The organism is Nocardioides sp. B129/18 (assembly GCF_055282735.1).
Map to the genome: position 1 here is coordinate 47,412 of NZ_JBUZJI010000006.1, position 18,596 is coordinate 66,007.

Consider the following 18,596-nt stretch of genomic DNA (forward strand, 5'->3'; position numbering starts at 1 on the left):
GGCGGGCCCGACGGCGGGCCGGGTCCAGGCCCTGAGGCCCTCGTGACGAGGGGCAGGCGGGGGGCTAGCATCGCGCTCGTGAGCCAGACCTCCACGGACCGCACGCTCCGCGTCCTCGTCTACAGCGACGACGTGACGACCCGCCAGCAGGTGATCCTGGCCCTCGGCCGCCGCCCGCACCCCGACCTGCCGGAGGTGGAGTACGTCGAGGTCGCGACCGAGCCGGTCGTCATCTCCTCGATGGACTCCGGCACCATCGACCTCGCCGTCCTCGACGGCGAGGCCGTGCCGGCCGGCGGCATGGGCATCGCCAAGCAGCTCAAGGACGAGATCTACCGCTGCCCCCCGATCGTCGTGCTCACCGGACGTCCGCAGGACGCCTGGCTGGCCACGTGGTCGCGCGCCGAGGCGGCCGTGTCCCACCCGCTCGACCCGCTGCAGCTCGCCGACACCGTGGTGGGCCTGCTGCGGGGTCGCGTCGCCGCCGCCGGCTGAGCGCGTGAGCGCACCCGCCGCGACCTGGCCCGACGTCCTCGGCCGCCTGGTCGCCGGCCACGACCTGAGCGCCGACCAGGCCGCCTGGGCGATGGGGGAGATCCTCGCCGGAGAGGCCACGTCCGCCCAGATCGCCGGCTTCGCCGTCGCGCTGCGTGCCAAGGGCGAGACCGTCGCCGAGCTCGGCGGCCTCGCCGAGGGGATGCTGGCGAAGGCCGCTCCCATCTCGATCCCCGGACGCCTGCTCGACGTCGTCGGCACCGGCGGGGACCGCTCGCTCTCGGTGAACATCTCCACGATGTCGGCGATCGTGGCGGCCGGTGCCGGTGCGCGGGTCGCCAAGCACGGCAACCGATCGGCGTCCTCGGCCTCCGGGTCGGCCGACGTCCTCGAGCGGCTGGGCGTGCGGCTGGACCTGCCCGTCGACCGCGTCGGGCCGATCGCCGAGCAGGCGGGCATCACCTTCCTGTTCTCGGCCGCCTTCCACGGCTCGATGCGCCACGCGGCGCTGCCGCGACGCGAGCTGGGCATCGGCACGAGCTTCAACTTCCTCGGTCCGCTCACCAACCCGGCCCGCCCCGCGGCGCAGGCGATCGGCTGCGCCGACGTCGGTGCGGCGCCGGTGATGGCCGGGGTGCTGGCCGCCCGCGGCGTGGACGCCTGGGTCTTCCGCGGCCGCGACGGCCTCGACGAGCTCACCACCGGCGACGCCTCGGACCTCTGGGTCGTCCACGGGGGCGAGGTCGTGCGCTCGGCCGTCGAGCCACGCGCGCTCGGACTTGCGCCCGCCACCGCCGAGGACCTGCGCGGCGGCGACGCCACGCACAACGCCGAGGTCGTGCGGCGCGTGCTCGCCGGCGAGCGCGGTCCGATCCGAGACGCCGTCGTGCTCAACGCGGGCGCGGCGCTGGCCGTCCACGCCCAGGTCGACGCCGCTGCGCCGTCGGATCAGGACGCCGTCCACGAGGTGCTTCGGGCCGGGATGGCCCGCGCGGAGGCCTCGCTCGACGAGGGCGCCGCCGCGGCCGTGCTCGAGCGCTGGGTGGCCGCGACGGCCTAGGCGCCGACCGGCCCCGACCGACCCCGCCCGGCCGTGGCCGGCAGGCGGCGCTAGGACGACGGACGCTGCAGCATCACGACGTCCTCGGAGCGGTGCACGACGCGCCAGCCGGCGCTGTGCTCCAAGGCGTAGGCGAGGGGTCCCTCGGTGCTGGTGAGCGCGACGTCGACGCCCTGCCGATCCAGCACCTGCAGCCAGCCGGGCTGCAGGTCCAGCACCGTCATGACGTCCTTGAGCTCGGCGTCGGTGTAGGCGTCGGCGTAGCCGTTGTAGGCGGCGTCGACCTCGGGGTGGGCCCACAGCAGGTAGGAGCCGTACTGGATCTCGCTGAGCACCGGCGTGCCCGCCGGCAGCGCGGCCAGGCTCGGCGCCATCCAGGCCGGCTCCTCCGGCGAGGGATCGGGCATGAGGGCCGCGTACAGCCCGGCGCCCGCCACGGCGACCGCCGCGCCCGCGAGCAGCAGTCCGCGCTCGCGACGGCTCGGAGCGAGCACCGCGACCGGACCGCGGCCCAGCTGCCGGGCGAGCAGGACGGCCAGCAGCGCGGCCGACACCGGGATGCCGCGGCTGTTGTAGAGGGCCCAGCCGATCGCGTCGAGGAGCAGGAGGTCGGCCAGCCACAGGTCCGGGCCGGTGCGCGCCCGGGCCACCACCGTGAGGAGGATCAGCGCGGCCACCACGGCGCCGGTGGGCGAGGTGAAGTCGGTGGGCGCCCACTCGCCGAAGTAGCTCGCGCGCGAGCCCACGGCCAGCACCGCGCCGTAGAGGCCCGGCCCGACCGGGGTCAGGCCGGCGACGGCGAAGGACGCCACGGGGATCAGGAGCGCCCGCATCGCTCGGCGGCGCTCGGTCGTCGGCTGGTCCAGGACGTGCCCGACCGCCGCGGCCAGGCTCGTGGCCACGCCGATGACCCACATCCCGTGCAGCATCGCCCACAGCCAGGTGAGCGGGACCAGCCACCAGCGCAGCCGGCCGTCACGGGCCGTGGCCAGCCAGGCGCCGAGCACGACCACGACGAGCAGGTAGCTCACCAGCTGCGGGCGGCTGGAGATCGAGGGCGCGGCCGCGAGCATGACGACGGCGGCCATCGGGGCAGCGATCGCCAGCGAGCTCTCCCGGCGGCAGGTGCGCAGCACCACGACCATGAAGACCACGCCGACGGCCGAGGAGAGCCACAGCACGCCCCGCAGCCCCAGCACGTCGTCGGTGCCGGCCAGCACGATCTGGCTGAGCCACTGGGTGGGGTACCAGTGCTTGGTGGCCTGCGGCGTCGGCTGACCGGGGTCCCACGGCGCCCAGTCGCTGAGGAAGCGCTGGCCGATCACCAGGTGGAAGAAGGTGTCGAGGTTGACCGCCTGGCGCAGCTGGCGCAGCGCCACCACGGCGAGCACGGCCGCCGTCAGCAGCGCCGGGATGCCGGTTCGGACGAGACGGGTGACCACGCAGGAGTGATCGGCAGGCCTCAGTCGAGTCCGAGGGAGAACGCGGTCTCGAGATCGTGACGGGAGTAGGCGCGGAAGGCGATGTGGGTCTGGGTGGACACCACGCCCGGCACCTTGTTGAGGCGATCGGCGACGACGGCGGCGACGTCGTCGTGGGAGCGCACCCGGATGAGGGCGATGAGGTCGATCTCGCCGGTGACGGAGTAGACCTCGGACACGCCGTCCAGCGCGGCGATCGCCTCGGCGACCTCGGGGATGCGGGCGACCTCGGCGTTGACGAACACGATCGCGGTGATCATGGGGGGAGGCTATGCCACCGGGCCCGTGGGGCGCAGCGACCGGCGGTCGTCGAAGGGCACGAGCTCGCGGCGTGAGAGCGCGACGGCGTCGTGGCGGGCCAGGTGGCGGTGGGCGCCGCGCACCGGGCAGGTCCACTCGCCGTCGACCTCGACGAGCCGGACGCCGTCGGACTCCAGCCAGCGCAGGATGCGCTCGGTCTCCTCGGCGCTGGCCGCCGGGACCGGCCCGGGAGCGGGGCGGACCGTCTCGGCGCCCGCCTTGAGCTGGGCGACGTACTGGTGGGCGTCGGCGCCACTGGGGATCACCCCGGCCGCGGCCAGGCGCCCGTGCCGGACGACGTGGACGGCCCAGCGGCCGTCGTCCTCGCGGCGGGCGGCGACCACCTCGGGGCAGCCGGTGAGGGCGCGCAGGCGCTGGTGGCGGGCGGCGCCGCGCAGGAAGGCGGTGAGCCGGTCGCGGTGCTGGCCGGCCTCCTCGAACCGCTCGTCGGCGGCCAGACGGCCCATCCGCTCCTCGAGCCGCACGACGACGTCGTCGGGGTCGTGGAGCAGCGCGGTGCGCAGGGCGTCGACGACCTCGGCGTAGGCGTCCTCGTCGGCCGAGCCGTCGCAGGGGGAGAGGCAGCGGCCCAGCTCGGCCAGGACGCACGCCGAGCGGCGGGCCCGGCGGGCCAGGCGTCCGCTGCACTGCCGCACCGGGAAGGTCTCGTGAAGCGCGGCGACGCACCGCTCGGCGGCCCCCTTGGAGGAGAACGGCCCGAGGTAGTCGGCGTCGTCGTCGCGGACGGAGGTGACCAGCGAGAGCCGCGGCCACGCCTCGCGGGTGAGCTTGACGAAGTGCATGCGCTCGGGGAACCGGGAGCGACGGTTGTAGGGCGGCTTGTGCTCGCCGATCAGCCGCAGCTCGCGCACGGCGGCCTCGAGGGTGGTGGCGCACGGGACGGCGTCGACGACGGTGGCCAGCGCCACCATCTCGCCCATGCGGGAGCGGGTCTCCGAGGCGGTGAAGTAGGTGCGCACGCGGGTGCGGAGGTCGCGGGAGGTGCCGACGTAGAGCACCTTCGCGCGGGCGTCGCGGAAGAGGTAGACCCCCGGCGCGTGCGGAAGGGCCTCGGCGAGGTGCCGCTTGCGCCGCTGGGCGGGGGTGACCCGCGAGGTGAAGGTCTGCACCTCCTCGAGCGTGTGCACCCCCAGGCCGCCGAGCCGGGCGAACAGGCCGTGGAGGACGTCGACGGTGGCGCGGGCGTCGGACAGCGCGCGGTGGTTCGGGGTGGTGGTGGCGCCGAAGAGGGCGGCCAGCGAGGAGAGCTTGCAGTTGGGGGCGTCGTCGCGGGTGACGACGCGGCGGGCCAGGCGGGCGGTGTCGAGGATCTCGAAGCGCGGCCACGGCAGGCCCTGCTCGGCCGCGAAGTGCTGCAGGAAGCCGACGTCGAAGGGTGCGTTGTGGGCGACCAGCACGCAGCCGCGCGCGAACTCCAGGAAGCTCGGCAGCACCGACTCGATGGGCGGTGCGCCGGCGACCATGGAGTCGGAGATGCCGGTGAGCACGGCGATGAAGGCCGGGATGGACGACCGCGGGTTCACCAGGGTCTGGAACTCGCCGAGGACCTCGCCGCCGCGGACCTTCACCGCGCCGATCTCGGTGATCATCGAGCCGCCGGTCGCCGAGCCGCCGGTGGTCTCGAGGTCGACGACGCAGAACGTGAGGTCGCGCAGGGGGCGGCCGAGCTCGTCGAAGCCCCGCTGCTGCTCCCATCGCCCCGGACGTCCGGGGACCTGCTCGGCCACCATGGAGCGGACGCTAGGCCGCGGCACCGACAATCGCGGCGCGGCGCGCGGGAACCCGGTTCGCCCGCGGGCCCCGGCCTCGTAGGCTGGAGGACCCGACCGCGCCGCGGCGGTGCGGCCCGGCAGCGGGCCCCGACGAGAGGACCCCGTGAACCCCGAGCCCGTCCCGAGCGCCCCGACGACCCCCGTCGTCGGCCTCGCGGACCTGCCCGACGCCGCCCGCCTGCGGATCGTGGCCGAGGTCGCGGCGGTGCTGCCCGACGCCGGCACCCTGCCGCCGGCCCTGCGCCGCGTCGCGGGGTTCGCCGCCGCGCGGCGGGCCCGCCTGGGCACGGGGGCGATCCTCGACGCCCTGGCCGACGACGCCCTGCGCGAGCGGCTCGCGACGCTCGTCGCGGCCCGGACCGGCACGGGATCCGGTGCCGGTCCCGGCGCGGAGCCGGAGGCGCCGGCCGAGCGCGCCGCCCGCGCCTGGCTGCTGCGTCCCGACGGCTGGGCCGACGCGCTGACCGCCGCGCTCGACGAGCTCGGCGCCACGGCGCCCGACCCCGATCGGGAGCAGTCGCGCTCCGAGCAGCTCGCGCGTCGCCTCGAGCGCGTCGAGCAGCAGCTGCGCGAGTCCCGCGCCGCCCACCGCCACGACCTCGACGAGCACAAGGCCGAGGTCGCGGCGCTGCGCCGTCGCATCGCCGAGGTGCGTCGCAGCGTGCCCAGCGAGCAGACCCGGTCGGAGGTGGGGGAGGCGCAGGAGGCGCTCGAGGCCGCCCGGGCCGAGCGCGACGTCGCCCGGGCCGAGGTCGAGCGCCTCGCCGCCGACCTGGCCCTGGCCCGCGAGCGCGTCGAGCTGCTCGAGCGTCGCCGGGCGCCCGACCAGGCCGCCGAGCGCCGCGCCGCCCGCGCCGAGCGCGACGACGTCACCGCCCGCGCGCGGCTGCTCCTGGACACCGTCCTCGACGCCGCGGCCGGCCTGCGGCGCGAGCTGGCGCTGCCCACGGTCGTCGGGACGCCGGGGGAGCGGCTGGAGACCCGCCTCGCGGAGTCCTCGGTGCCCACCGCCGCTCCCGGGGCGGTCGTGCCGCTCACCGCGTCGATGGTCGAGGGCTACCTCGCCATGCCGCGCTCGCGCCTCATCGTCGACGGCTACAACGTCAGCAAGTCCGGCTGGCCCGCCGCGCCGCTCGAGGTCCAGCGGGCCCGCCTGCTGGCGGCCCTGGCGCCCTTGAGCGCTCGCACGGGCGTGGAGACCACGGTGGTCTTCGACGCCGCCGACTCCGAGACCCGGCCGCCGGTGAGCCCGCCGCGCGGGGTGCGGGTGGTCTTCAGCCCGCCGGGCGTCATCGCCGACGACGTCGTGGGCGAGCTCGCCGAGGCCGAGCCCGCCGGGCGCGTGGTGCTGGTGGCCACCGACGACCGCGAGGTGCTCGCCCGGGTGGGTCGGGCGGGCGCGCGCGGCGTGCCGGCCGCGGTGCTGCTCGACGTCGTCGCCCGCTGACCCGCCGGCGCTGCGCTCCGGGCCCGCTCGACGCGCAGCGACACGCCGACACGCCGCCGGCGTGTCGTCCCGGGCCGGATTGTCGGCGCGCGGTGCCAGCGTGCCGCCCATGACGACACGAATCGACTGCGACTCCTGCCTGATGCGCGATCTCGCGTGCCACGACTGCGTGGTCACGGTGCTGCTCGGCCCGGCGCCCGACCTCTCCCTCGACGACGAGGAGCGTCGCGCCCTCGACGCCCTCGCGGCCGGCGGGCTCGTCCCGCCGCTGCGCCTGGTCGACCCCGTCGACGCCCCGATCGTGGAGTCCGCCTGAGCCGGGCGGCCGACCGGCGGGGTCCGGGCGGCGGGCCGGGCCGGTCCGGTGGGGCACACGGGGCTGATGTGACTCCTGTGACAGGAGAGCCGACCCAGGGGTCTAGATCACCTCAGGAACGCGCCCGACATGCGAGCCGGTTTTGGCGCGTCTCCCACCCGTTGTCTAGCCTCACCCCTCAGGTGCACGTAGCAGCGGTCCACACCGGACCGCGCGGGCACCGCGTCGAGTCCCTCGCCTCCGGGCGCGGGAGCCGGGGAACCACCACCTCTGGGGTGTATCTCCCGCAAGGCGGCCCGACCGGCCGAGGAGCGGGGGTAGGGCAAGTCGTGCCCGAACCCGTCAGCTCACCCGGTAGACGTCACGACGAACAAGGAGAGCGCCCGCTCGTGCTCGACGGACGGAAGCGACTCGGCAGCGCGGCTGCCGGTCTGGCCCTCGTGGCCGTTGCCGGACTCATCCCGACCCTCCCCGCCCAGGCGGAGCCCAGCGTCGAGACGGTGCAGGCTCGTGTCGATCGGCTCTACCACCAGGCCGAGCAGGCCTCGGAGCGCTACAACGACGCGCGCCTGCAGCTCGCCGACCTCCAGCGCGACCTGCGTCTGCTGCAGGCCGACCAGAAGCGCCAGGCCCGCGGCCTCGAGAGCGCCCGGGGCCAGGTCCGCGACTCCGTGCTGCGCCAGTTCGAGGGCCAGGGCCTCTCGACGGTCAGCGAGGTCGTCGTCTCGAAGGACCCCAGCTCCTTCCTCGACCAGATGGCCACCATGTCCTCCTACAGCGACCTGCAGGAGCAGCTCTACTCCACCTACGCCACGCAGGCCCGCGCCCTCGAGCTGCGCTCGGAGGCCACCGCCCGGCGCGCCAAGCAGCTGGCGGAGGTCAAGAAGGACCTCGCCTCGGACAAGCGGACGATCGACGCCAAGCTCGCCGAGGCCAAGACCCTCCTGGGCAGCCTCCAGGCCGAGCAGCGCGCCCAGGTCGTCTCCCGCAGCGAGACCACCCGCACCGCCGACGTCGCCGCGCTCAAGGACGTCCCGGTCAGCGGCCGCGCCGGCGCGGCCGTCGCCTACGCCCTCGCGCAGGTCGGCGACGCCTACGTCTACGGCGCGGCCGGCCCGAGCGCCTTCGACTGCTCCGGCCTCACGATGATGGCCTGGGCCCAGGCCGGCGTCTCGCTGCCGCACTCCTCGCAGGCGCAGATGTCCTCCGGCTCCCCGGTCTCCCAGAGCGACCTGCAGCCCGGCGACCTCGTCTTCTACTACAGCCCCGTGAGCCACGTCGGCATCTACATCGGCGACGGCAAGATCGTCCACGCGGCCAACCCCAGCACCGGCGTGCAGGTCGCCCCGGTCTTCTCGATGCCGTTCAGCGGCGCCGTCCGTCCGGGCTGATCCCCTGACCGACCAGCCCACCGACTCCGGGCCCGCCCCCACGGCGGGCCCGTCGTCGTCTCCCGACCCGGCCGGACGCGGCCGCCGGGTGCTGGTCGTGCGGCTCGTCGTGGCCGCGGTGGTGCTGGTCGCCGTCGTCGTCACCCTCGTGCTGGTGCGCGGCCGCGACGGCTACGTCGTGGAGCCCGACGCGGCCGGCGCGGGTGCCCCCGCGGCCGCGGCCGCGGGGGAGGCCACCCGGGTCCTCGCGGACCTCGAGCAGGCGCTGCGCGCCCACGACGCCCGGGCCGCCGCCGCGCTCGCGCCCGCCGGCGACCAGGAGGCGGCCGACCGGCTGGCCGCCGTGGCCCGCAACGTCGCCGCGCTCGACCTGCGCGAGGTCTCGCTGCGCTTCGTCGACCAGGACGGCCCCGTCGACGCCGACGGCCGGTGGACGGCCGTCGTGCAGGCCACCTGGCAGATCCCCGGCTTCGACCGCCGGGCCGCCGACACCGAGGTCGACGTCGCGCTCACCCAGACCGACGGCCGGGTCGCCGTGCGCTCCTTCGGCGGCGGGGGACGTCGCTCGCCCCTGTGGCTGCAGGGCCCGGTCACCGTCGACCGGCAGGGCCGGGTGCTGGTCATCGCGGCGCGCGCGTCCGACGCCCGGCGCCTCGAGGGGCTCGCCCGCACCGCCGTCGCCCAGGTCGGCCGACGTCTCGACCTGCCCGACACCTCCCTCGTGCTCGAGGTCCCGGCCTCCGGCGAGGGCCTCGACGCCGCCCTCGGGGCGGAGCCGGGCACCTATCGCCAGATCGCCGCGGTCACCGCCCCCGTCGACGGCTCCGATCCCGCCACCGCGCCGATCCACGTGTTCGTCAACCCGGCGGTCATGGACGAGCTCGACCGCGACGGAGCCCAGGTGGTGCTCACCCACGAGACCACCCACGCCGCGACCCGCGCGCCGGCGAGCAAGGCGCCGACCTGGCTGATCGAGGGGTTCGCGGACTGGGTCGCGCTGCAGGAGGTGCGGCTGCCGCTCTCGGTGACCACCGCTCGCCTGGCCACGCGCATCGAGAAGGACGGCATCCCGGACGCCCTGCCCACGGCCGACGACTTCGGCGTCGACCGCACCGATCTCGAGGCCACCTACGAGAGCGCCTGGCAGCTGTGCGTCACGATCGCCGACGAGTCCGGCGCCGCCGCGCTGCGACGTCTCTACGACCGCGCGGGCACGGGTGCGCCGATCGCGTCGACGCTCAAGGCCACGACCGGCCTCGACGTCGCCTCCCTCACCCGGCTGTGGCAGCAGCGTCTGCGTGCGCTCCCGCAGCCCTCGGGGGAGACCGGTCGCGAGGCACCCGACGTCCCCGTCGGCTGAGGCCTCGCTGAGAACCCGGGCCACGGCTCGCGCCCGTCGGGGTCGGTGACGCACTCTGGAGGCGTGACGTCGTCCGCGCCTCCCGTCGATCCGACCGCTCCCGTCGACCCGGCCGGGGCCGACGCACCTCCCTGGCGCGGCACCGCCCTCGCGGTGACGCTGGTGGCGGGGGTCGCCTTCGTGCTGCTGGCCTGGTGGAGGATCCCGTGGGACGCCGTGCCCGGCGGGCACCTCAGCCCGGCGCCGGCGTCGGTGCTCGACCCCGAGCAGGTGCGGCGCGCCGAGGCGTTCAGCCGCTGGGCGCGGGTCTGGAGCTGGGGCTCGCTGGCGGTGTCGATCCTCGTCGCGTGCCTGCTGGGCCTCACCTCGCTCGGCGCGCGCCTCATGCGCCGGGCCCCGGGGCCCTGGTGGGTCCAGGTGCCGCTCGGCGTCGTGGTGCTGCTCGTCGTGGGGCGCGTCGTCACCCTGCCCTTCGCCGCGGCCATGCACGTGCACGTGCGCGACTACGGCCTGACCCGCCAGGGCTGGGGCGGCTTCGCGCGCGACCTCGTCGTCTCGGAGGCGATCACGGCCGTCACGACCGCGCTGGCCGTCCTGGCGCTCGTGGCGTGCGCGCGTCGTCTCCCGCGCCGGTGGCCCGCTGTCGCCGGTGCGCTGGTGGCGGTGCTGGTGATGCTCGGGTCGTTCGTCTACCCGCTGCTCGTCGAGCCGCTGATGAACCGCTTCACCCCGCTGCCCGACGGGCCGCTGCGCAGCAGCATCCTGCGGCTGGCCGAGAAGGACGGCGTCCCGCTCGACGACGTCCTGGTGGCCGATGCCTCGCGACGCACGACGACGCTGAACGCCTACGTGTCCGGCTACGGCGACACCCGCCGGGTCGTGCTCTACGACAACCTCGTGAAGGACCTCGACGACCGGGAGGTGCTCTCGGTGGTGGCCCACGAGCTCACCCACGCCCGGCACGACGACGTGCTGACCGGCTCGGCGCTCGGCGCGCTCGGCGCGGCCGCGGGGGTCGGGCTGCTCGGCCTGGTGCTCGGACGGCGGCGCCTGGGCGATCCCGCCGTGGTGCCGCGCGTGCTGGCGGTGGTGGCGGTGGCGTCGTTCCTGGCGATGCCGGTGCAGAACACCCTGAGCCGGCGCATCGAGATCCGGGCCGACGTCGGGGCGCTGGAGACCACGCGCGACCCGCAGGCCTTCGAGGCGATGCAGCGTCAGCTCTCGCTGCGCTCCCTGAACGACCCGACGCCGCCGGCGTGGTCGCAGGTCTGGTTCGGCAGCCATCCGACCGTGCTCACGAGATTGGCCCTCGCCGAGCGGATGGCCGGGGACTGAGGCGGGGTCCTGAGGGACTCCGCGTCGTTCCGACGGCGATCGTGCTCGGCGAGGGCCAGCACTCCCTCCCCAGAGAGTGGTCTCGCGGGCCGCGGTGGCGGCGCTGGCGGACGGGAGTCCGCCGGGGGCTCAGCAGGTGGTGCCGCTGAGCGAGACGCCCGAGCTGACGCTCGAGCAGGTGGTGCTGAAGGCTCCCTTGACGACCGGGCCGAGGGCGAAGACGGCCACCACGAGGATGGCGGCGATGCCCGCGATCAGGAGCCCGTACTCGACGGCCGAGGCACCTCGCTCGTCACGGCGGTCCGGGGAGCTCGGAGCGTCGGTGGCGTGGAGGTGGTCGGTCATCGTGGTGGTCCTGTCGTGGCGGTCGGGATCGGGAACAGGGGGTCGCCGCGGGGCCCGAGGTCCGGGGCGACCAGGCTCAGCAGGTGCCGGTGGCGATCGCGGTGTTGCTGCTGGTGATCGACGAGCAGGTGGTGGTGAAGGCCTTCTTCACGACCGGGCCGAGGGTCATGACCGCGACGACGATGACCGCGGCGATGCCGGCGATCAGCAGGCCGTACTCGACGGCGGATGCGCCGCGGTCGTCGGCGGTGGGTCGGCGGCCGGAGAAGAGCAGGCGCAGGTACTCGATCATGACGTTCTCCCAGAGGGGTGCAAGTGGTGGATCGGTTCGGGCTGGGACCGTTCCGGTGAGGCGTCGACCTCACATGGAAGATCATCGGCCGGGCGGCACCGGACCTGAATCAGATGACCGCGTCGATTCCGGTAGCCCGTTCGGGCTAGCGCGGGACGACGACCGGAGCGCGCACGAGGACGGCCCCCCACGCGGTGCGTGGAGGGCCGTCGGGGGACCGGAGGTGAGCGACTAGGGGGTCGGCTTGACCGTCGAGAGCAGTCCGACGCGCATGGCGGTGACCAGCGCCTGGGCGCGGTTGGTGGCGCCGAGCTTCTGGTAGATCTTCGCGATGTGGGACTTCGCGGTGGACTCGCTGAGGTAGAGCCGCTGGCCGATCTGGGCCGCGCCGAGACCGTCGGCGAGCAGCAGCAGGACCTCGTGCTCGCGGTCGGTGAGGCGGGTCGACTCCGCGGCCGAGCGGCGCATCATCGCGCCGACGAGTCCGGCGCAGACGAAGGAGCGCGGTGAGACCCGGGCGTGCCGGGCGGCCTTGACGACCTCCATCGAAGGCGCGTCCTTGCCCACGAAGCCGGACGCGCCGGCCTCCATCGCGGCGAAGATCTGGTCGTCGCCGGAGTGCATCGTCAGCACCACCAGGCCGATGGTCTCGCTGACCTTGCGCAGCGCGCGGACGATGTCGAGCCCCGTGCCGTCCTGCAGCTGCAGGTCGGTGACGACGACGTCGGGTCGCAGCTCGGCGGCCTTGGCCATGCACTCGGCCACGCTGCCGGCGACGCCGACGATCTCCATGTCGTCCTGCAGGTCGAAGACGCCGGCCAGACCCGTGCGGATCAGCTCGTGGTCGTCGACCAGCAGGACTCGGGTCTTCTCGGTCACAGCTCCGCCTTCTGCTCCTCCTCGGCCGGGGTGCCGAGGGCATGGTTGCCGAGGACGACGCGCACCGTGAGGCCGCCGCCGGGGGTCTCGGACAGGGTCAGTATGCCGCCGATGAGATGCGTGCGCTCCTGCATGATGCCCAGGCCGAAGGAGTCCGAGCGTCCGACCCCCATGCCGCGGCCGTTGTCGCTCACGGTGATCGACGCGGCCGGCGGCTGCACCTGGCAGTGCACCTGGATCTGGGTGCACCCGGAGTGCTTGACGGCGTTGTTCATCGCCTCCTGGGCGATGCGGAACAGCTCGGCCTCGACCTCGGGCCGCAGCCGCGTCGGCTGCTCGTCGAGGGTGACGGCGATGGGCATGCCCGAGACCTGGCTGAGGTTGCGGGCGATGGAGCCGATCGCGGTGCCGAGGGACTCGCTGGAGCCCACGCTGGTGCGCAGCGTGATGACCGTGCGCCGCACCTCGGCGACGACCGCGGAGATCCGCTGACGCAGGAGCTCGATCTGCTCCTCCTGCTTCGGGCCCGGCGGCGTGCAGGACAGGATGTCGACGAGGTAGCCGAGCGAGGCGATGTCCTGCGCGACGCCGTCGTGCATCTCGCGGGAGAGGCGACGTCGCTCCTCGGCGGTGGCGGTGTCGCGGAAGCGGGCGAAGAGCAGGGCGGTGTCGAGCTGCACCGCGAGCGGGTGCAGGGCGCGGCTGAGGCGTCGCTGCAGGTCGCGCGCCTCCACCCCGCTGGAGGAGGGGGTGGCGGCGACGACGCCGACCCGGCCGGCGTCGGTGACCAGCACGAGGGCGACGCGGCCGCTGGCGTCGAGCACGAGCGTCTCCTCGCCGTCCCAGGCGCTCTGCGCGAGCGCGAGGTGATCGTCGAGGCCGGGCTGCCCGGGCTGCCCGAGCTCCTCGTCGAGCGACTTGGTGACCAGCGGCACCAGCTCGTCCTCGCGGGGCACGTAGAGCGCCAGCACCGAGGTGGGCAGCTCGTCGTCGATGCGCGCCATGATCGCGCCCCCGAGGATGGCGGGGTCGAGGCCGGAGCTGAGGTCGCCGCTGAGGCCGATGAGCTGCCGGATGAGGGTCTGTGCGTAGTAGTACGGCGTCAGCGGGTCGTTGCTGCGCAGCAGCGCGCTGCGCACGAAGCAGGCCACCAGGCCCAGGCCGAGCCCGGTGACGGTCCAGGTGAAGGTCGCGACGCTCTGGTCGGGGGTGATGCCGTCGTAGACGACGTAGGCGAGGAGCACGATCGCGGTCAGCTGGGCCGAGAGCGCGACGCCCATGCCGCGCACGCCGCGGTGCAGGCCGCCGGTGAACGCCGGGACGGCCAGCAGGCCGATCGCCGACGTCGTGCTGTGCAGCGCGACGCCGCACACCACGCCGACCGCGATCGGCTCGAGGATGCTCAGGACGCCCAGCGTGCGCTCGGGGCGCAGCTCGGCGAGCTGGACCACGACCCAGATGCCCCCGACGACGAGCACGGCGTTCAGCGCGTCGCGGTCCTGCGCGTACACCGCGCTGCCGAGGAGGACGACCAGGACGAAGAGCCGGGCGGCCGCGGCCAGACGGAACACCTGACGCTGCAGCGTCGTCATGACCTCCCCCTCGCTCGACCTGTCGTGTGCCGGACGCCCGTGCGGACGCTCGGTCGGTGGTCCGAGGCCTGTGATTATGGTCTCTGGACCCCGTCCTCCGCACGGCATCCACCCGGACGCGCCGCAGCGATCAGCCGAAGCTGTCCATGACGTTGAGCGCCGCGGGCCCCATGACGGCGATGAACAGGCAGGGGAGGATGAAGAAGATCAGCGGGACGGTCATCTTCACCGGCACCTGCTGTGCCTTCTCCTCGGCCCGCTGACGCCGCTTCACGCGGATCTCCTGGGACTGCACGCGCAGCACCGAGCCGATCGGCACGCCGAAGGAGTCGGCCTGCACCATGGCGCCGACGAAGGCCTTGAGGTCGTCGACCTCGGTGCGGTCGGCCAGCGAGCGCAGCGCCTGCGCACGACCCTGGCCCAGCTGCATCTCCTGCAGCAGGCGGGCGAGCTCCTCGGCCAGGGGGCCCTCGGTGTTGCGCGCGACCTGCTGGACGGCGGCGTCGAAGCCCAGGCCGGCCTCCACCGAGATCGTCAGGAGGTCGATGGCGTCGGGCAGCGCGCGCTGCACCTGCTCGGCGCGGTCGTAGGCGCGCTGGTAGAGCAGGCCGTCGGGGGCCCAGAAGCCGGCGGCGGCGCCGAGCAGCAGCATCCCGAGGCGCACCGGCAGCGAGGTGCCGAGCAGGAGGGAGATCAGCAGTCCTGCGACCAGGCCGACGCCGGCGAGGAGCACCTTGCCGGAGACGATCCGGTCGACGCTCCAGCCCGGCGGGTTGCCGGCCAGCTCGAGCCGACGCCGGATCCGCTCGGTGGTGTCGCCGCCGGAGAGCCGGCGGCCCAGCCCGAGCGCGCGGGCCTGCAGCGGCTCGAGCACCCGCTCGGAGAAGGGCCGCTCGGACTCCTGGCGACGCAGGTCGGAGGGGGCCGCGGTCATCGCCTCGAGCACCTCGAGGGAGCGGGAGACGCCGTCGACGCCGCTGGGTCGCGTCGCGACCGCCAGCAGCGTGATCGCGGTGCCGAGCATCAGCACGCCGAGCACGAGCATCATCGTCATCGTCTACACCTCCACCTTGATCAGACGGCTCATCCAGAACACGCCGATCGAGAGCCACAAGGTCGCCGCGCCGAGCAGGAACCAGCCCCGCGGATCCCCGAAGAGGGGCGCGACGTAGTCGCCCTGGGTGAGGGCGAGGTAGATCAGGAACAGCGGCGGGAGGCCGCCGAGCACCCAGGCCGAGAGGCGTCCCTCGGCCGAGAGCGAGGCCACCTGGCGGCGCATGTACTCGCGCTCGCGCAGCGTGCCGGCGACGGTCTCCAGCAGCTCGGCGAGGTTGCCGCCGACCTGACGCTGGATGCGGATCGCCATGACGACCCACTCGAAGTCCTTGCTCTCGAAGCGCTCCGCGACGCCGTCGAGGGCCTCCTCGAGGGACACGCCGAGGCGGGTCTCGACCATCACGCGCTTGAACTCCGAGGCGATCGGGTCGGCGCCCTCCTTGACGATCGTGTCGACCGCCTGCTGCAGCGAGAGGCCCGCGGCGAGCGCGCCGGACATCAGCTGCAGGGTGTCGGGCAGCGAGGCGCCGAAGCGCTTGCGGCGCCGCTTGGCGCGGAAGCCGAGCACGACCCAGGGGAGGATCGCGCCGGCCAGCACGGTGAGGATGCCCAGGAGCAGGCTGCCGGCGCTGAGCAGCAGGCCGAGCACGGCCGATCCGACGAACACGCCGAGGTGGATCAGCAGCCACTCCGCCGGCTTGAGCTCGCTGCCCGCGGCGTCGAGGCGACGGGCGATGCGCGACTCCAGATCGCGGTTGCGGCCCAGCATCTGGGCCGCGGCGTCCCTGGCCTGGGTCATCGCCTGGTCGGGGTCGATGCGCGGCATGTGCGGGCCGCTGCCGCCGCCCACGCCCGCGACGGTGCGGGTGTAGCGGGCCACGCGCTCGGCGGCGGAGAGCGGCCGCGGGGCGCGGGGTACCAGCAGCATCAGCAGGCCGAGCAGGCCCACGCCCACCACGCCGGTGGCGGCGTACAGGCCCCACTGCGGCAGCGCCGAGCCGCCGTCGGCGAGGTCGGGCACCGCGACGGCCGGGGCCGGACTCGGGTTCGTCGTGGCGACCGTCGCGTAGGCGTCGGCGGTGAGCGCGCCCGCCGAGGTCGGCAGCGTGACGCTGACCGTGCCCGCGGTGCTCGTGAGGCCGTCGGGCCGCTCGATGGTGACGAGGACCTGCCGCTCGAGGGCGTCGGCCTCGCCGGCGAAGGCCTGCTCGAGGTCGGCGCGGTCCGCGGCGATGACCCGACCGCCGCCGGCCGAGGCCATCCGGCGCAGGTCGGCGTCCGGGGTGCCGGCGTCGAGCGCGATGGCGTCGACGATGGTCCTGCTGGAGCGGATCTCCGCGAGCACGCGGGAGAGCGGGGTCCGGGAGGTGTCCGCGCCGTCGGAGAGGACGAGCAGCTGACGCTGACCGGCGGTGCCGGCGACGTCGATGGAGCGCAGGACGCCGTCGTAGAGCCGGGTCTGCGGTGCGATCCGCAGCGAGGCCAGCACGCTGCGCGCGGCGGCGTGGTCGAGCGTCGGCGGCTGGGCGACCGTGATCGCGCCGGCGAAGGCGACGATGCCCACGCGGACGTCGTCGGGCACGGTGTCGAGGAACGTGCCGGCGGCGGCCTTCGCGGCGGCGAAGCGCGGGCCGCGCATCGACGGGCTGGTGTCGACCACGAGCACGGCCGTGCGCTGCACGGCGTCGGACTCCGAGGCCGCCTGGGCGCTGGCCGTCGCGGCCTTCCCGGCGACGCTGGCGGTGACCTTCGCGAGGTCGACCTGCGCGCCCTGCGGCACGGAGACCAGCACCTCGAGGCCGTCGTCGGTGACCTGGACGTGGGTGACGTCCGCGCCCGAGGCGCCCTCGGCGGCCCGGGCGGGCGTGGGCAGCAGCAGGGCCGCGACGGCGAGGAGCCCGCCGAGCGCCCGTGCCCCGCGGAGCCGACCGCCGCTCATGCGATCCGGTCCGCGACGAAGAGCATCGGGTCGACGGTGACGTTGACCAGCGCCAGGCGCTCGAGCGCCTTGGGGCGCAGGCCGGTCGGACGCAGCCGGCCGAGGTTGCGGCCCTCGCGGTCGAACCCGAGCGAGCCGTCGAAGACGAAGACGTCCTGCAGCGTGATGACGTCGCCCTCCATCCGCTCCACCTCGGTGATGTGGGTGATGCGGCGCGAGCCGTCCTTGAAGCGGGTCTGGTGGACGATGAGGTCGACCGCCGAGGCCACCTGCTCGCGGATGGCGCGGATCGGCAGGTCCATGCCCGCCATCAGCACCATCGTCTCCATGCGCGAGAGGGTGTCGCGCGGGCCGTTGGAGTGCAGGGTGCAGATGGAGCCGTCGTGGCCGGTGTTCATCGCCTGGAGCATGTCGAGCGCGGAGGCGTCGCGGACCTCGCCGACGATGATGCGGTCGGGGCGCATGCGCAGCGAGTTGCGCACCAGGTCGCGGATGGTGACCTCGCCGCGGCCCTCGATGTTGGCCGGACGCGACTCCAGCCGCACGACGTGGTCCTGCTTGAGCTGGAGCTCGGCGGCGTCCTCGATGGTGACGATGCGCTCGTCGGTGGGGATGAAGGAGGAGAGCACGTTGAGCGTCGTGGTCTTGCCGGCGCCGGTGCTGCCGGACACGATCACGTTGAGGCGGCCGCGGATGCAGGCCTCGAGGAACTCCGCGGTCTGCGGGGTGAGCGAGCCGAATCCGATGAGGTCCGCGACGGTGAGCGGGTCGGTGGCGAACTTGCGGATCGTCAGCGCGGAGCCGTCGACGGCCAGGGGCGGGACCACGGCGTTGACGCGGCTGCCGTCGGGCAGGCGGGCGTCGACCATGGGGGAGGACTCGTCGATGCGGCGCCCCACGCGGGAGACGATCTTGTCGATCGTGCGGCGCAGGTGGGCCTCGTCGACGAACGAGGCGTCGGCCACGACGAGCTTGCCGTCGCGCTCGAGCCAGATGGAGTCGTGGCCGTTGACCATGACCTCCGAGACCGCCGGGTCGCGCAGGAACGGCTCGATCGGACCGTAGCCGAGGATGTCGTCGCTGATCTCCTGGGTGACCCGCGCGCGGTCACTGCTGCTCAGCGGCCGGTCCTGGGAGGAGAGCACCTCGGCGAGCACGGCCCGCACCTGCTGGTCGAGCTCGCCGGAGTCGAGGTTCGCGTCGTAGAGCCGCGGCCCGAGCTCGCGCAGGAGCTCGGCGTGGACGTTGGCCTTGAGCTCCTCGATCCGGTCGCCGCCGGACGTCGCTGCGGCGCGCCGGGCGCTGAGCGCGGAGTCCGGGGTGGCGCGCCGGCGTCCGGGCGCCGGGGTCTCGGCGGCGGGACGCTGCTCGGCGGCCGCGGCGGACGCCGCGTGGGCTCCGGACGTCCCCTCACCGGCGGCGTCGGCGGGGTCGGCGGTGCGAGCGCTCTCGGGGGAGTCGCCGGGCTCGTCGCCGCGGCGGGCGGCGGCCAGGCGGTCGGACAGGCTGCTCATG

The 18,596-nt window shown here is 74.7% G+C and carries 17 protein-coding genes and 1 riboswitch; of the genes, 7 read left to right on the top strand and 10 right to left on the bottom strand.

Features of this window, described 5'->3' with window-relative positions:
- Positions 1-78 precede the first annotated feature (78 nt).
- Positions 79-495 (top strand): Rv3143 family two-component system response regulator, encoded by a 417-nt coding sequence (locus ACZDWJ_RS06190; RefSeq protein WP_463520058.1) that lies wholly within the window; start codon positions 79-81, stop codon positions 493-495.
- Positions 496-499: 4 nt separating this feature from the next.
- Complete coding sequence (trpD, locus tag ACZDWJ_RS06195) at positions 500-1,555, top strand: anthranilate phosphoribosyltransferase (RefSeq protein ID WP_463520059.1); 1,056 nt, start codon at positions 500-502, stop codon at positions 1,553-1,555.
- A gap of 50 nt (positions 1,556-1,605) precedes the next feature.
- On the opposite strand, the gene ACZDWJ_RS06200 is transcribed toward trpD, so the two are convergent.
- The 3 genes from ACZDWJ_RS06200 to ACZDWJ_RS06210 are packed head-to-tail and all read right to left on the bottom strand — an operon-like array spanning position 1,606 to position 5,087.
- On the bottom strand, positions 1,606-2,997 hold the full coding sequence (locus ACZDWJ_RS06200) for a hypothetical protein (RefSeq protein ID WP_463520060.1): 1,392 nt from the start codon (positions 2,995-2,997) through the stop codon (positions 1,606-1,608).
- Between the two features lie 20 nt (positions 2,998-3,017).
- The gene (locus ACZDWJ_RS06205; RefSeq protein WP_463520061.1) at positions 3,018-3,296 is read right to left on the bottom strand and encodes an Lrp/AsnC family transcriptional regulator; all 279 of its coding nucleotides are present in this window, start codon (positions 3,294-3,296) and stop codon (positions 3,018-3,020) included.
- A 9-nt stretch (positions 3,297-3,305) separates the two neighbouring features.
- On the bottom strand, positions 3,306-5,087 hold the full coding sequence (locus ACZDWJ_RS06210) for a DEDD exonuclease domain-containing protein (RefSeq protein WP_463520062.1): 1,782 nt from the start codon (positions 5,085-5,087) through the stop codon (positions 3,306-3,308).
- Between the two features lie 145 nt (positions 5,088-5,232).
- On the opposite strand from ACZDWJ_RS06210, the gene ACZDWJ_RS06215 reads away from it, so the two are divergent.
- The 5 genes from ACZDWJ_RS06215 to ACZDWJ_RS06235 all read left to right on the top strand — a co-directional run bounded on the left by ACZDWJ_RS06215 (position 5,233) and on the right by ACZDWJ_RS06235 (position 10,978).
- Positions 5,233-6,576: an NYN domain-containing protein gene (locus ACZDWJ_RS06215; protein WP_463520063.1), complete on the top strand. Its 1,344-nt coding sequence runs from the start codon at positions 5,233-5,235 to the stop codon at positions 6,574-6,576.
- Positions 6,577-6,685: 109 nt separating this feature from the next.
- Positions 6,686-6,892: a hypothetical protein gene (locus ACZDWJ_RS06220; protein WP_463520064.1), complete on the top strand. Its 207-nt coding sequence runs from the start codon at positions 6,686-6,688 to the stop codon at positions 6,890-6,892.
- Between the two features lie 213 nt (positions 6,893-7,105).
- A riboswitch (cyclic di-AMP (ydaO/yuaA leader) is annotated at positions 7,106-7,268 on the top strand.
- A gap of 13 nt (positions 7,269-7,281) precedes the next feature.
- The gene (locus ACZDWJ_RS06225) at positions 7,282-8,283 is read left to right on the top strand and encodes a C40 family peptidase (protein ID WP_463520065.1); all 1,002 of its coding nucleotides are present in this window, start codon (positions 7,282-7,284) and stop codon (positions 8,281-8,283) included.
- A gap of 97 nt (positions 8,284-8,380) precedes the next feature.
- The gene (locus ACZDWJ_RS06230; protein WP_463520066.1) at positions 8,381-9,643 is read left to right on the top strand and encodes a gluzincin family metallopeptidase; all 1,263 of its coding nucleotides are present in this window, start codon (positions 8,381-8,383) and stop codon (positions 9,641-9,643) included.
- 63 nt (positions 9,644-9,706) lie between these two features.
- The gene (locus ACZDWJ_RS06235; protein WP_463520067.1) at positions 9,707-10,978 is read left to right on the top strand and encodes a M48 family metallopeptidase; all 1,272 of its coding nucleotides are present in this window, start codon (positions 9,707-9,709) and stop codon (positions 10,976-10,978) included.
- A 129-nt stretch (positions 10,979-11,107) separates the two neighbouring features.
- Here the strand turns inward: ACZDWJ_RS06235 and ACZDWJ_RS06240 are convergent, their stop codons facing one another.
- From ACZDWJ_RS06240 to ACZDWJ_RS06270, 7 genes are all read right to left on the bottom strand, one after another.
- The gene (locus ACZDWJ_RS06240; protein WP_463520068.1) at positions 11,108-11,323 is read right to left on the bottom strand and encodes a Flp family type IVb pilin; all 216 of its coding nucleotides are present in this window, start codon (positions 11,321-11,323) and stop codon (positions 11,108-11,110) included.
- 76 nt (positions 11,324-11,399) lie between these two features.
- Complete coding sequence (locus ACZDWJ_RS06245) at positions 11,400-11,615, bottom strand: Flp family type IVb pilin (protein ID WP_463520069.1); 216 nt, start codon at positions 11,613-11,615, stop codon at positions 11,400-11,402.
- A 231-nt stretch (positions 11,616-11,846) separates the two neighbouring features.
- Entirely contained in the window at positions 11,847-12,494 is a 648-nt protein-coding gene (locus ACZDWJ_RS06250; protein WP_463520070.1) for a response regulator, read from the bottom strand.
- The gene (locus tag ACZDWJ_RS06255; RefSeq protein ID WP_463520071.1) at positions 12,491-14,086 is read right to left on the bottom strand and encodes a sensor histidine kinase; all 1,596 of its coding nucleotides are present in this window, start codon (positions 14,084-14,086) and stop codon (positions 12,491-12,493) included. The genes ACZDWJ_RS06250 and ACZDWJ_RS06255 overlap by 4 nt, the downstream gene beginning before the upstream one ends.
- Positions 14,087-14,216: 130 nt before the next feature.
- Positions 14,217-15,140: a type II secretion system F family protein gene (locus ACZDWJ_RS06260; RefSeq protein ID WP_463520072.1), complete on the bottom strand. Its 924-nt coding sequence runs from the start codon at positions 15,138-15,140 to the stop codon at positions 14,217-14,219.
- Between the two features lie 3 nt (positions 15,141-15,143).
- Positions 15,144-17,081 (bottom strand): type II secretion system F family protein, encoded by a 1,938-nt coding sequence (locus ACZDWJ_RS06265; protein WP_463520073.1) that lies wholly within the window; start codon positions 17,079-17,081, stop codon positions 15,144-15,146.
- Positions 17,078-18,595 carry a CpaF family protein gene (locus ACZDWJ_RS06270; protein ID WP_463520074.1) on the bottom strand — a complete coding sequence of 506 codons (1,518 nt, stop codon included), beginning with the start codon at positions 18,593-18,595 and terminating at the stop codon, positions 17,078-17,080. The genes ACZDWJ_RS06265 and ACZDWJ_RS06270 overlap by 4 nt, the downstream gene beginning before the upstream one ends.
- Position 18,596 lies beyond the last annotated feature (1 nt).

Coding starts and splice junctions, on each gene's coding strand:
- ACZDWJ_RS06205 (WP_463520061.1), bottom strand. CDS start 3,296: ATGATCACCGCGATCGTGTTCGTCAACGCCGAGGTCGCCCGCATCCCC.
- ACZDWJ_RS06210 (WP_463520062.1), bottom strand. CDS start 5,087: ATGGTGGCCGAGCAGGTCCCCGGACGTCCGGGGCGATGGGAGCAGCAG.
- ACZDWJ_RS06220 (WP_463520064.1), top strand. CDS start 6,686: ATGACGACACGAATCGACTGCGACTCCTGCCTGATGCGCGATCTCGCG.
- ACZDWJ_RS06240 (WP_463520068.1), bottom strand. CDS start 11,323: ATGACCGACCACCTCCACGCCACCGACGCTCCGAGCTCCCCGGACCGC.
- ACZDWJ_RS06245 (WP_463520069.1), bottom strand. CDS start 11,615: ATGATCGAGTACCTGCGCCTGCTCTTCTCCGGCCGCCGACCCACCGCC.
- ACZDWJ_RS06255 (WP_463520071.1), bottom strand. CDS start 14,086: ATGACGACGCTGCAGCGTCAGGTGTTCCGTCTGGCCGCGGCCGCCCGG.
- ACZDWJ_RS06260 (WP_463520072.1), bottom strand. CDS start 15,140: ATGACGATGATGCTCGTGCTCGGCGTGCTGATGCTCGGCACCGCGATC.
- ACZDWJ_RS06265 (WP_463520073.1), bottom strand. CDS start 17,081: ATGAGCGGCGGTCGGCTCCGCGGGGCACGGGCGCTCGGCGGGCTCCTC.
- ACZDWJ_RS06270 (WP_463520074.1), bottom strand. CDS start 18,595: ATGAGCAGCCTGTCCGACCGCCTGGCCGCCGCCCGCCGCGGCGACGAG.